The sequence below is a fragment of the Streptomyces sp. LS-MS-L19 genome, assembly GCF_058382285.1.
In genome coordinates, this window is sequence record NZ_JBYCLL010000001.1 from 1,538,697 (window position 1) to 1,551,357 (window position 12,661).

The 12,661-nt window shown below is 72.0% G+C and carries 13 protein-coding genes; 9 read left to right on the plus strand and 4 right to left on the minus strand.

The window, feature by feature from the left end:
* The first annotated feature begins 24 nt into the window (after nt 1–24).
* Nucleotides 25–1,323 (plus strand): MFS transporter, encoded by a 1,299-nt coding sequence (locus tag AC2XR2_RS06660; RefSeq protein ID WP_449348573.1) that lies wholly within the window; start codon nt 25–27, stop codon nt 1,321–1,323.
* Here the strand turns inward: AC2XR2_RS06660 and AC2XR2_RS06665 are convergent.
* Both AC2XR2_RS06665 and tuf read right to left on the minus strand, forming a co-directional pair.
* A complete protein-coding gene (locus AC2XR2_RS06665) occupies nt 1,285–2,130 on the minus strand; it encodes a spermidine synthase (RefSeq protein ID WP_491514565.1) in 846 nt (281 codons plus the stop codon). The genes AC2XR2_RS06660 and AC2XR2_RS06665 overlap by 39 nt on opposite strands.
* A gap of 110 nt (nt 2,131–2,240) precedes the next feature.
* Complete coding sequence (gene tuf, locus AC2XR2_RS06670; protein ID WP_330268325.1) at nt 2,241–3,410, minus strand: elongation factor Tu; 1,170 nt, start codon at nt 3,408–3,410, stop codon at nt 2,241–2,243.
* 328 nt (nt 3,411–3,738) lie between these two features.
* Between tuf and AC2XR2_RS06675 the strand changes: the two genes are divergently transcribed.
* Nucleotides 3,739–4,503, plus strand: coding sequence for a TVP38/TMEM64 family protein (locus AC2XR2_RS06675; protein ID WP_330268324.1), 765 nt, complete (start codon nt 3,739–3,741; stop codon nt 4,501–4,503).
* Nucleotides 4,504–4,583: 80 nt separating this feature from the next.
* Here AC2XR2_RS06675 and AC2XR2_RS06680 read toward each other — a convergent pair whose 3' ends face one another.
* A complete protein-coding gene (locus AC2XR2_RS06680) occupies nt 4,584–5,753 on the minus strand; it encodes a thiolase family protein (protein WP_491514566.1) in 1,170 nt (389 codons plus the stop codon).
* Nucleotides 5,754–5,846: 93 nt separating this feature from the next.
* Here AC2XR2_RS06680 and AC2XR2_RS06685 point away from each other — a divergent pair, with 93 nt between their 5' ends.
* The 6 genes from AC2XR2_RS06685 to lnt all read left to right on the plus strand — a co-directional run bounded on the left by AC2XR2_RS06685 (nt 5,847) and on the right by lnt (nt 11,072).
* The gene (locus AC2XR2_RS06685; protein WP_491514567.1) at nt 5,847–6,317 is read left to right on the plus strand and encodes a winged helix-turn-helix transcriptional regulator; all 471 of its coding nucleotides are present in this window, start codon (nt 5,847–5,849) and stop codon (nt 6,315–6,317) included.
* Nucleotides 6,318–6,440: 123 nt separating this feature from the next.
* Nucleotides 6,441–7,316 (plus strand): undecaprenyl-diphosphate phosphatase, encoded by an 876-nt coding sequence (locus tag AC2XR2_RS06690; protein WP_330268321.1) that lies wholly within the window; start codon nt 6,441–6,443, stop codon nt 7,314–7,316.
* A 115-nt stretch (nt 7,317–7,431) separates the two neighbouring features.
* Nucleotides 7,432–7,611 (plus strand): hypothetical protein, encoded by a 180-nt coding sequence (locus AC2XR2_RS06695; RefSeq protein WP_491514568.1) that lies wholly within the window; start codon nt 7,432–7,434, stop codon nt 7,609–7,611.
* Nucleotides 7,612–7,713: 102 nt separating this feature from the next.
* The gene (locus AC2XR2_RS06700) at nt 7,714–8,886 is read left to right on the plus strand and encodes an FAD-dependent monooxygenase (RefSeq protein ID WP_491514569.1); all 1,173 of its coding nucleotides are present in this window, start codon (nt 7,714–7,716) and stop codon (nt 8,884–8,886) included.
* A gap of 79 nt (nt 8,887–8,965) precedes the next feature.
* Complete coding sequence (locus tag AC2XR2_RS06705) at nt 8,966–9,445, plus strand: nuclear transport factor 2 family protein (RefSeq protein ID WP_449348570.1); 480 nt, start codon at nt 8,966–8,968, stop codon at nt 9,443–9,445.
* 61 nt (nt 9,446–9,506) lie between these two features.
* The gene (gene lnt / locus AC2XR2_RS06710) at nt 9,507–11,072 is read left to right on the plus strand and encodes an apolipoprotein N-acyltransferase (RefSeq protein ID WP_491514570.1); all 1,566 of its coding nucleotides are present in this window, start codon (nt 9,507–9,509) and stop codon (nt 11,070–11,072) included.
* Here the strand turns inward: lnt and AC2XR2_RS06715 are convergent.
* On the minus strand, nt 10,996–11,901 hold the full coding sequence (locus AC2XR2_RS06715; protein ID WP_381300785.1) for a Gfo/Idh/MocA family protein: 906 nt from the start codon (nt 11,899–11,901) through the stop codon (nt 10,996–10,998). The two genes, lnt and AC2XR2_RS06715, sit on opposite strands and share 77 nt — an antisense overlap.
* A 100-nt stretch (nt 11,902–12,001) precedes the next feature.
* On the opposite strand from AC2XR2_RS06715, the gene AC2XR2_RS06720 reads away from it, so the two are divergent.
* On the plus strand, nt 12,002–12,514 hold the full coding sequence (locus tag AC2XR2_RS06720; protein ID WP_381300786.1) for a DinB family protein: 513 nt from the start codon (nt 12,002–12,004) through the stop codon (nt 12,512–12,514).
* Nucleotides 12,515–12,661: the final 147 nt, after the last annotated feature.

Genomic DNA, 12,661 nt, shown 5'->3' on the forward strand with positions numbered 1-12,661 from the left:
GCCCCCGGCGGCGATAGTCGGCCGGTGACCCCCTCCGCCGACTCCTCCCGCACCCGCGGTCCCGCCTGGGCGAGCCGCAACTACGGCCTGCTGACCGTCGCCGCGTTCGTGACGAACCTCGGCAGCAACGGCGCCCTGATCGCCGCCGCGTTCGCCGTACTGGAGGCGGGCGGCGACGGCGGTGACGTGGGACTGGTGGCCGCCGCCCGCACCCTGCCGCTGGTGGTGTTCCTGCTGATCGGCGGCGCGGTGGCCGACCGGCTGCCCCGGCACCGTGTGATGGTCGCGGCCAACACCCTCAACTGCCTCTCCCAGGGCGCGTTCGCCGTCCTGGTCCTGGCCGGCGAGCCCCGGCTGTGGCAGATGATGCTGCTGACCGCGCTGGGCGGCACCGGGCAGGCGTTCTTCAGCCCGGCGGCCGAGGGCATGCTGCTGTCCTCGGTGAGCGGCGAACAGGCCGGCCGTGCCTTCGCGGTCTTCCGGATGGCGATGCAGGGCGCGGCACTGGGCGGTGCCGCGCTCGGCGGCGCGATGGTCGCCGCGGTCGGCCCGGGCTGGGTCCTCGCGGCCGACGCCGTCGCTTTCGCGCTCGCCGGTTCCCTGCGTTCCTTCCTCGACGTCAGTCACATCCCGGCCCGCGTGCCGGGCGCGGGCATGCTCGCCGACCTGCGCGACGGCTGGCGCGAGGTCGCGGGGCGGCCGTGGCTGTGGGGCATCGTCCTCCAGTTCTCCGTGGCCAACGCGGTCCTGGGCGCGGCCGACGCGGTCTACGGGCCGCTCGTCGCCCGGGACCACCTGGGCGGGGCGGGCCCCTGGGGCGTGGCGCTCGGCTTCTTCGGCGCGGGCACGGTCGTCGGCGCCCTCCTGATGACCCGCTGGAAGCCGCGGCGGCTGCTGTTCGTCGGCATCCTGTGCGTGTTCCCGCTGGCGCTGCCCTCCGCCGCGCTGGCCGTACCGGTTTCGGTGCCCCTGCTGTGCACGGCGATGTTCGTGGCGGGCGCGACCGTCGAGGTGTTCGGCGTCTCCTGGATGACCGCCCTCCACCAGGAGATACCCGAGGACAAGCTCTCCCGTGTCTCGGCCTACGACTGGTTCGGCTCGGTCGCCCTCATGCCGCTCGCGGCGGCGCTGGCCGGCCCCGCGGAGTCGGCGTTCGGACGCACCGCGGCCCTGTGGGGCTGCTCGGGCCTGATCGCGGCGGTCACCGCGGCCGTGCTGTGCGTACCGGACGTCCGCGACCTGCGCCGGAACACCAAGCAGGTCACCCAGGTCACGCCCAGCGACTCAGCCGATGCCGAACGCCCCGTCGGGGGGCTCGGGTGAGGCCACGGCGTCCGCGTCCGACACCGGCCGCGCCCCCACCATGAACGTCCGCAGCCCGTCCCCGTGTTCGACCCGCGCGGGAAAGGCGTCGGCCGCCGTACGCCGAGCCAGCGCCGCCGTGTCGAACGGCCGGCGCGCGGCGACGAGCACCGCGTTCCCGAACCGCCGCCCCCGCAGCACCGCGGGCTCGGCGATCAGCACGAGCTCCTCGAAGACCTCGGCGAAATTGGCGAGTTGGGACCGCAGGAACGCGAAGGGCGCGGAGTCGGCGAGGTTCGCGAGATAGACCCCGTCGCCCCGGAGCACCCGCGCGGCCTCACGGGCGTACTCCAGGGACGTCAGCTGCGCGGGAACCCGCGACCCCCCGAAGACGTCGGCGACGAGTACGTCGGCGGAGTCGGCCGGAGCCTTTTCCAGCCACCTCCGGGCGTCGGCGGCGTGCACCGCGATTCCCGCCCCGTCCGGAAGCGGCAGCTGCTCGACGACCAGTTCCAGCAGGCCCCGGTCGAACTCGACGACGTCCTGCCGCGACCCCGGCCGGGTGGCCGCCAGATACCGCGGGAGCGTCATCGCACCCCCGCCGAGGTGCACGACGTCCAGCGCCCGCCCCGCCTCCCCGACGAGGTCCAGCACATGCCCGAGCCGCCGGGCGTACTCGAACTCCAGATGCGTGGGCTCATCGAGGTCCACGTACGACTGCGGAGCCCCGTCCACGGTCAACAACCAGGCCCGCTCCCGGTCCACGTCGGGCATGAGCTTGGCGAAGCCGAAATCGGTGGCCTTGGCGACGGGTATCGAGTCATTCACAGGTCCAGTGTGCCGACTGAGGGGCGCGGGGCTGTATCGATCTGCGGCTCCGCCGCGCGGGCGCGACCAGCCACAACAGGCCCGCAGCCCCCCACGCACACCAGCCACCCCTACGAGACGGCGGTCACGGTCCCCGCCCCCACGGTCCGTCCACCCTCACGGATGGCGAACCCGAGACCCGCCTCGAGCGGCACGTCCCGACCCAGCTCCACGGTCATGACGACCCGCTCCCCGGGCCGCGCGACGGCGACCTCACCGAGGTCGACGTCCCCCACCACATCCGCCGTACGGATGTAGAACTGCGGCCGGTACCCGGTGGAGACGGGCGTCGTACGCCCGCCCTCCCGCGCCGACAGCACATACACCTGCGCGGTGAAGCGACGACTCGGCACCACACTGCCCGGCGCGGCCACGACATGCCCACGGCGTACGGCGTCCCGCGGAACGCCCCGCAGCAGCAGCGCCACGTTGTCCCCGGCCTGCGCCTCCTCCATCGGCTTGCCGAAGGTCTCGACCCCGGTCACCACCGTCTCCACGGCGGCCCCCAGCACTTCGACCCGGTCACCCACCCGCACGGTGCCCCGCTCGATCGCCCCGGTCACCACGGTCCCCCGGCCGGTGATGGTCAGCACGTTCTCGACGGGCAGCAGGAACGGCGCGTCCACATACCGCTCCGGCATCGGGACGTACGTGTCCACCGCGTCGAGCAGCGCCTCGATCGACGCCGTCCAACGCGGGTCCCCCTCCAGGGCCTTGAGCCCCGATACCCGTACGACGGGCACGGCGTCGCCGCCGTAGCCGTGCGCGGTGAGCAGTTCACGGACCTCCAGCTCGACGAGCTCGACCAGCTCCTCGTCGGCGCCGTCCGCCTTGTTGAGGGCGACCACGATGTGGTCGACGCCCACCTGCCGGGCGAGCAGCACGTGTTCGGCGGTCTGCGGCATGATCCCGTCGAGCGCGGAGACGACGAGGATCGCCCCGTCGAGCTGCGCCGCCCCGGTGACCATGTTCTTGACGTAGTCGGCGTGGCCGGGCATGTCGACGTGCGCGTAGTGCCGGGTGTCGGTCTCGTACTCGACGTGCGCGATGTTGATGGTGATGCCGCGCGCGGCCTCCTCCGGGGCCCGGTCGATGCGGTCGAACGGCACGAACGTGCCGCTGCCGCGCTCGGCGAGGACCTTGGTGATGGCGGCGGTCAGGGTGGTCTTGCCGTGGTCGACGTGACCCATCGTGCCGATGTTCAGGTGCGGCTTGGTGCGCACGTAAGCGGTTTTGGACATGGCGATACCTCGAAGCCTCTTCGTGTTCGTGGAAGAACGGGGACCCCGAGGACTCGCCGACCCTCCCCCTGCGGGGTCCGCCGGACTGTCCGGGAAGGGTCAGCTTCGGGCGCCGTCGGCGGCGGCCGGGAAAACGGGAACGGCAGCCTTCGGCGCATCCGCGACTGCGGATGCTGCGAGAGCGAAGGCGTACCGGAACATGACGCAGATCATGTCCGATGCGTCGTCCCACGTCGAACGGTTTTTTGCGACCTCCCGTCGCCGTTCGTCCGCACAACCGACGGCATCCGTACGGCGATCACCCCTCGGTGTCGGTTACCGTCACTGGATGCTCGATGCCACCACCCGCTCTGGGGGCACCGCCACGGCCACTCCCCCGGCCATCGCCACGGAGCTCGCTCTCCCCGTCCCCGCTCCGGTGGGTCTCACCGCCCGCTGCACGAGAGTGCTGCTGTCGCCGTGGTCCCGGCTCTCCCTGCTGGTCGCCCTGCTCGCGGGCGCCGCCACCACGGTTCTGCTCTTCGAGCCGCAGAGACTGCTCTCGGACGGCTGGCCGCCCCAGCTCGGCGGGATCGCGGCCGCGGTCGTGTTCGGGGTGGCGTACGGGCTGTGCACGGTCGCGTTCGTGCCGCGCCCGCTGCTGAACCTCGCCGCGGGCGCGCTCTTCGGATCACAGCTCGGGCTCGCCTCGGCGCTCGCCGGCACGGTGCTCGGCGCGGGGCTCGCCTTCGGTCTCGGCCGGGTGCTCGGGCAGGACGCGCTGCGGCCGCTGCTGCGGGGGCGGTGGCTGAAGGCCGCGGACGGGCAGCTCAGCCGGCACGGGTTCCGGTCGATGCTGGCGGCCCGGCTGTTTCCCGGGGTGCCGTTCTGGGCGGCGAACTACTGCGCCGCGGTGTCCCGGATGGGGTACGTGCCGTTCCTGGCCGCGACGGCGCTCGGGTCCATACCGAACACCGCCGCGTACGTCGTGGCGGGCGCGCGGGCTTCGGCGCCCACGTCACCGGCGTTTCTGATCGCCATGGCGGCGATTGCCCTGCCGGGGCTGGCGGGGGTCGTGGTGGCCTGGCGCAAGCGGCACGCGTTGCGCGGCTGAGACTGCCTCGGACGGCCGTCCGGCGAGTGCGGCGGCGTCGTGGCTGGTCGCGCAGTCCCCCGCGCCCCTAAGGGCGCTGATCAGAGCCTCTCCAGGATCATCGCGTTGGCCAGGCCGCCCGCCTCGCACATGGTCTGGAGCCCGTAGCGCGCCCCTCGCTCCCGCATCGCGTGCACCAGCGTCGTCGTCAGGCGGGTGCCGCTCGCGCCCAGGGGGTGCCCCAGCGCGATCGCGCCCCCGTGCACGTTCACCTTGGACAGGTCCGCCCCCGTCTCCTGCTGCCAGGCCAGGACCACGCTGGAGAAGGCCTCGTTGACCTCGAAGAGGTCGATGTCGTCGATCGTGAGGTTCGCGCGGCGCAGGACCTTCTCCGTGGCCGGGACGACACCGGTGAGCATGAGGATCGGGTCGGAGCCGGTGACGGCGAAGCTGTGGAGCCGGGCCAGGGGGCGCAGGCCCAGACGTTCGGCGGTCTCGCCGGACATGATCAGGACCGCCGAGGCGCCGTCGTTGATCGGGCTCGCGTTGCCCGCCGTGACGCTCCAGTCGATCTGGGGGAAGCGCTCGGCGAAGTTCGGGTCGTAGTAGGCGGGCTTGAGCCCGGCGAGGATCTCGGGAGTGCTGCCCGGGCGGACGCACTCGTCGCGGGAGACACCGTCCAGAGGTGCCACCTCGGCGTCGAAGAGGCCCTTCTCCCAGGCCGCGGCGGCCTTGTGGTGGGAGGAGACGGCGAACGCGTCCATCTGCTCGCGGGTGATCGACCACTTGGCGGCGATGAGCTCCGCGCTGATGCCCTGGGGGACCAGGCCCTCCTTGTAGCGTTCGGCGATCCCGGGGCCGAAGGGGTCCTTGCCCTCGGGGACGTTCGACCACATCGGCACCCGGCTCATCGACTCGACCCCGCAGGCCACGACGATGTCGTACGCGCCCGCGATGACGCCCTGGGCGGCGAAGTGCACGGCCTGCTGGGAGGAACCGCACTGCCGGTCCACGGTGGTCGCCGGGACGGTCTCCGGGAAGCCGGCCGACAGGGCCGCGTAGCGGGTGGTGTTCATGGCCTGCTCGCCGACCTGGTCGACGGTGCCGCCGATGACGTCGTCGATGAGCGCCGGGTCGACGCCGGAGCGCTCCACGAGGGTGCGCAGGGTGTGGGCGAGGAGTTCGACGGGGTGCACGTGTGCGAGGGCGCCGTTCGGCTTGCCCTTGCCGATGGGAGTGCGTACGGCTTCGACGATCACTGCGTCACGCATGCTGGGGCCCTCCACGGCTACCAGTGAGTAGGAAATCCAAACTCACCATAACTCGGTGAGTTGGAAAAACAAACCCTCCCCTAGACTGGGCGCATGCCCGCCACCAAGGACCCGCGACCCTGCTCGATCGCCGACGCCCTGACGCTCGTCGGCGAGAAGTACTCCCTGCTCGTGTTGCGGGAGGTCTGCCTGGGCAACGGCCGCTTCGACCAGCTCGTCCGCAACATCGGGGCCCCGCGCGACATCCTGGCCACCCGGCTGCGCCGGCTCGTGGACGCCGGGATCCTCACCAAGCGGGTCTACAGCGAGCGGCCGCAGCGCTTCGAGTACCGGCCCACGCAGGCGGGTCTGGAGCTGGAGCCGGTACTGCTGACCCTCATGGCGTGGGGCGACCGGCACCTGCGCGGGGAGGACGACCGGCCCATGGTCGTCGAGCACAGCTGCGGCCACGAACTGCTGCCGGTGGTCTGCTGCTCGGTCTGCGGGAGCGTGGTGGCCCACGAGGACCTGACGTCCCATCCGCAGGCCCCCGGCTGGACGGTGAGCGGGCCGACGGCCGCCTGACCGCCCCTGTGCCGGAGCCGTCACCGCGGGACGCTACGCTGCCCTCGCACCCCGATCACCGCTCCCGGTGATGTGGCGCGCCCGACTCCCCTCACACGACCAGCACTTGGACGCCGTAACTTCATGTCTTGGTTCGAATCACTCATCCTCGGACTCGTCCAGGGGCTGACCGAGTTCCTTCCCGTCTCCTCCAGCGCGCACCTGCGCCTGACCGCGGCCTTCTCGGGCTGGAAGGACCCCGGGGCGGCCTTCACCGCGATCACGCAGATCGGCACCGAGGCCGCCGTGCTGATCTACTTCCGCAAGGACATCGGGCGGATCATCTCGACATGGAGCCGCTCCCTGGTGAACAAGGAGCTGCGGAGCGACCACGACGCCCAGATGGGCTGGCTGGTGATCGTGGGCTCGATCCCGATCGGTGTGCTGGGGCTGCTGTTCAAGGACCAGATCGAGGGGCCGTTCCGCGATCTGCGCATCACCGCCACGATGTTGATCGTCGTCGGCATCGTGATCGGCGTCGCCGACCGGCTCGCGGCGCGGGACGAGACCGGGGGCAAGCACCGGGCGCCCAAGCAGCGCAAGGGACTTGAGGACCTCGGCGTCAAGGACGGCCTGATCTACGGCTTCTGCCAGTCCATGGCCCTCATCCCCGGTGTCTCCCGCTCCGGCGCGACCATCAGCGGCGGCCTCTTCATGGGCTACAAGCGCGAGTCCGCGGCCCGTTACTCCTTCCTCCTCGCCATCCCGGCCGTCCTCGCATCCGGTCTCTTCGAGTTGAAGGACGCGATGGAGAGCGACCACGTCTCGTGGGGCCCCACGATCTTCGCCACGGTGATCGCCTTCGCGACGGGATATGCGGTCATCGCGTGGTTCATGAAGTGGATCTCCCACAAGAGCTTCATGCCCTTCGTCTGGTACCGCATCGCCCTCGGCATCGTCATCATCGCCCTGGTCACGGCGGGCGTTCTGAGCCCCCACGCGGCGGAGTCGGCGGGCTGAGGCACACGGGGACCGAACACCTCCCTCACAGCCCTTGGTTCCCGTGACGCATCGCATACGTTCTGCGTAGCCGTCCGGTAGCGGACTGTCAGTTCTTGCGCCTAGGCTGGTGCGCATGTCCCCCGATTCCGTGACCCCTGGTTCCGTGCGGTCCGCTGCTGACGTGAACGAGCAGATCCGCGCGCTCTGGATGCGCGCCGGCGGCACCCTGTCCCCCCAGGAGCGCGCGGAGTACGAGCTGTTGGTGGTCGAATGGGCGGCCGCCATCCGCGCCGACATCATCGAAGCGGCCTGAACCGGGCCGCACCCAGGCCGAAACACTGTGTACAGCCCCGGAGTTCTCTCGGATACCCTGCCCGGACCCACCCTCGAGTCCCCCTCGAAGTGAGGTCCCGCCATGAGAGCGATCGTCGTGGGCGCCGGTATCGGAGGACTGACCGCGACACTGAGCCTGCGCCGGGCCGGCCATGACGTGACGCTCGTCGAGCAGTCACGGCGGCTCACCGAGATCGGCGCCGGCATCCAGCTCGCCCCCAACGCCACCCGCGTACTGCGCCGGTTGGACCTCCTCGACGCCGTCGCGCGGCAGTCCACCCGCCCCGCCCACGTGAGCTTCCGCACCTGGTCCGACGGCTCCGAGATCTGCCGCTACGTCATCGGCCGTGCGGCGGAGGAGGAGTTCGGGGCGCCCTACCTCCAGGTCCACCGCTCCGACCTCCAACAGGCCCTCGTCGCCGCCGTACCGCCCGGATCTCTGCGCCTGGGCACCGCCGTGGTGGGGATCGATCAGGACGAGAGGTCGGCCCGGGTGACCACGGCGACCGGCGAACACCTGGACGCCGACCTCGTCGTGGCCGCCGACGGCATCCGCTCCGCCGCCCGCCAGTGGCTCTTCGGCGCGGACGAGGCGCTGTTCTCGCACACCGCCGCCTACCGGGCCCTGCTGCCCGCCGCCGAGGTCGCCGACCTGGACCTGCCGGAGTACGCCGGCTGGCTCGGCCCGGGACGGCACGTCGTCCACTACTGGCTGCGCCGCGGCGAACTCCTCAACGTCGTCGCCGTGTTCGTGACCGACCGGGCGGCCCGGGAGTCGTGGACCGCGCAGGCGGAACCCGGCGAGCAGCTGCGCACCTTCGCCGGCTGGGACCCCCGCCTGCTGACCGTCCTCGAACGCGCGGGCCAGGTCTTCCGCTACGGCATCCACACCCGCGCCCCGCTCCCCCGCTGGCACCTCGGCCGAGTCACCCTGCTCGGCGACAGCGCCCACGCCATGGTGCCGTTCCAGGCCCAGGGCGCCGCCCAGGCCATCATGGACGCGGCCGTCCTCGGCGACTGCCTCACCGGCGCGGCACCCGACGACGTCCCCGACGCCCTCGACCGGTACGTCCGCAGACGGGTCCCGGCCGCCACGGCCGTGCAGGCCAGTTCCGCCCGCGCGGGCCACGACTACCACGTGCCCGACGGCCCCGAGGCGGACGCCCGCAACGCCCGCCTGGTCGCCCTCGCGGCCGAGAACCGATTCGGCCCGCACTCGGCCGCGTGGCCGGTGGACGTCCTGGCCGACCGCTGACCCAGGTCCACCGCACCGCCCCTCCGAATGTCCCCGCACGCCCCTAGCCGCCGCTCGTCGCATGCCCAACACTGAGCCGATGACGCAGCGTGTGGAGCTCGCGACCGTGATGGACCGGCTGGCCGTGGACGCACTCGTCACCGACTACGCCGTGGCAGTGGACGACGGCGACTGGGAGGCGTACCGGGGACTCTTCACCTCCGACGGACGGGCCGACTACCGCTCCGCGGGCGGGGTCGAAGGGGACGCGCACAACGTCGCCGCATGGCTCGCGGACAGCATGGGGCTGTTCTCGATGCGGCAGCACCTGATCGTCAACCGCCGCGTCCGCTTCGGCACCCTCGACCAGGACACCGGCGACACCGCCCGCGTCCAGGCCGACTACATCAACCCGATGCGCCTCGCCGGCACGGACGCCACCGCCCCGGACTTCGTCTGCGGCGGCCGCTACGCCTTCGCCCTCACCCGCACCGACGAGGGCTGGCGGCTGCGCGAGGTCGTCGTACAGGAGAAATGGCGGCGTCTGCCCGACCCGCGGCCGGCACCTGTGATCAACTGAGACGCCCGCCGGGTGGTCAACCCCACGATCACCGTGACACTCACGGGGTAGGAGGCGCCGTATGAAGACGTTCGGCCACTGGCTCGCCTCCCCGTGGCGGCGCACGACCGTCGCCGTGCTGGCGGGCGCCCTGCCCCTCCTCGCGTTCCCCGCCCCTTCCCTGTGGTGGTTCGCCTACGTCGCCCTCGTCCCGTGGATCGCGCTGATCCGCTCGGCGCCGACGGCGAAACGGGCGGCCTACGACGGCTGGGCCGGCGGTTTCGGCTTCATGGTGGGGATGCACCACTGGCTGCTGCCGAGCCTGAGCGTGTTCATCTTCGTCATCGGCGCCCTGCTGGGCGCGCTGTGGGCCCCGTGGGGCGCGCTGGTCCGGCACTTCCTGGCCGGGACGCCCGCACGCGGCCGGACCGCCGCCGCCCTCGTCGTGCTGCCGTCGGGCTGGCTCGGCATCGAACTCGTCCGCTCCTGGCAGGGCCTCGGCGGCCCGTGGGGCGTCCTCGGCGCCAGCCAGTGGCAGGTCGAACCGGCGCTCAGGCTGGCCTCGGTCGGCGGGGTGTGGCTGATCAGCTTCCTGGTCGTGGCCGTCAACGTCTGTGTCGCCGTCCTGGTGACGATCCGTGCGTCCCGGGTCCCCGCCGTGGCGGGCCTGGTCGCGACGGCCGCGGTGACCTCGGCGGCCTGGGTGGGGGCGCCGCGCCCCGACTCCGGCGGCGGCACCCGGATCGCGGTCGTCCAGCCCGGTGTCATCAGCGGCCCCGACCAGCGCTTCGCCCGCGAGGAGCAGTTGACCCGCGACCTCGCCGGGCAGGGCGTCGACCTGGTCGTCTGGGGCGAGAGCAGTGTCGGCTTCGACCTCGGGGACCGCCCCGACCTGGCGCAGCGGATCGCGGCGCTCTCCCAGGAGACCGGCGCCGACATCCTGGTCAACGTGGACGCCCGCCGCTCCGACAAGCCGGGCATCTACAAGAGTTCGGTGCTCGTCGGCCCCGACGGGCTCACCGGCGACCGCTACGACAAGATGCGCCTCGTCCCCTTCGGCGAGTACATCCCGGCCCGCTCGCTGCTCGGCTGGGCCACCTCGGTCGGCAAGGCGGCCGGCGAGAACCGCAGGCACGGCTCCCAGCAGGTCGTGATGGATGTCGGCCACGATCTGAAGGTCGGCCCGATGGTGTGCTTCGAGTCGGCGTTCCCCGACATGAGCCGCCATCTCGCGGAGGACGGCGCCCAGGTGCTGATCGCCCAGTCGGCGACCTCGTCCTTCCAGAACAGCTGGGCTCCCGAACAGCACGCCTCGCTCGCCGCCCTGCGCGCCGCCGAGACGGGCCGCCCCATGGTCCACTCGACCCTGACCGGGGTCTCCGCCGTCTACGACGCGAGCGGCCGGCGCGTCGGCCGGTGGGTCGGCACCGACGCCAGCACCTCGCGCGTCTACGACGTACCGCTGGCCACCGGCACCACGCCGTACGTCCGCTTCGGCGACTGGACCGTGCACGCGGCCCTGCTGGTCCTCCTGGCGTGGTGCGCCACCGACGGGCTGCGCACGCTCAGGCTCAGGCGGAGCGCTCCTGAACCGCGTGTACCACCCGCTCGCACAGCTCATGGGTCGCCAGCGCGTCCCGGGCGCTGAGCACCTTTCCCGCGCGCACGGCGTCGAGGAAGGCGAACACCACCTGCTCGATGCCGCGCTGCCGGGCCACCGGCACCCAGTCGCCGCGCCGCCGCACGGTCGGCTGGCCCTTGTGGTCGATCACCTCGGCGAGGTTGAGCACCTGCCGCTTGGTGTCCTGCCCGGACACCTCCAGGATCTCCTCGGCCGAACCGCTGAGCCGGTTCATCACGCCGAGCGCGGTGAAGCCGTCCCCGGCGAGCTGGAGCACGACGTGGTGCAGCAGCCCGTCCTGCACGCGCGCGCGTACCGTCACGTCGTCGACCGGACCGGGCACCAGGAAGCGCAGGGTGTCGACGACGTGGATGAAGTCGTCGAGGATCATCCGGCGCGGCTCCTCCGGGAGCCCGATCCGGTTCTTCTGCATGAGGATCAGCTCGCGCGGGTGCTCGGCGCACTGCGCGTACCCGGGCGCGAACCGCCGGTTGAACCCGACCGCCAGCGAGACGTTCCGCTCCTCGGCGAGCGCCACCAACCGTGCCGAGTCGGCGAGTTCGTAGGCGAGCGGCTTGTCGACGTAGGTCGGTACGCCCGCCTCCAGGAGCCGCGTGACGATGTCGGGGTGCACGTTCGTCGGCGCGTGCACGAAGGCCGCGTCGAGATCCTGGGCGAGCAGCGCGTCCAGGTCGGCGTGGCGCCGGGCGTCCGGGAGGTGCAGGGCGTCGGCGACCCGGGCGAGGGTGGCCGGCGTCCGGGTCTGGAGGTGCAGTTCGACCTCCGGCCGGCCGCCGAGCACCGGCAGATAGGCCTTCTGCGCGATGTCGCCGAGTCCGATGCAGCCGACCTTCACGTGGACTCCCCCAACGGTTGTCTGCCGACGTCTTGCCGGAAGCATACGGCGGCCCGGAAATCGTTGGTCGGCGTGGTTTCACCGGGAGAGGATTGCGGCCATGACGATCGAGCGCCGCGAACCCGCCACCACCGCCGACGAACGCAGCAGCCTGGAAGGCTGGCTGGACTACCACCGCACCACCCTTGCCCAGAAGTGCGAGGGACTGACCGACGCCCAGCTCAGGACCGCCTCCGTGGAGCCCTCGACGCTCTCCCTGATGGGCCTGGTGCGGCACATGGCGGAGGTGGAGCGCAACTGGTTCCGCCGGGTGCTGGCCGACGAGGACGCGGGACCGATCTACTACAGCGAGGCCGACCCGGACGGCGAGTTCCATGTCACCGGGGCCGACACCTGGGAGGAGGCGTACGGCACCTGGCAGGCCGAGATCGGCAGGGCCCGGGAGAACACCGCTCGCTTCGGCCTGGACGACATCACCGTGGGCAAGCACCGCCGGACCGGCGAGCGCTTCAACCTGCGCTGGCTCTACACGCACATGATCGAGGAGTACGCCCGCCACAACGGCCACGCCGACCTGCTCCGCGAGCGCATCGACGGTGCCACCGGCGAGTGAGGCCGACGCCGGGAGGCGAACGCGTCAGCACCGGAGACGACGGGTGCCGTCAGCACCGGGAGGCATGAGCACGCCGTATGGGCACGGAGATCACCCGTGCGGGGCAACCTCCGCTTGTCCGCTGTCGCCCGGGTCGCCCGAACCAGC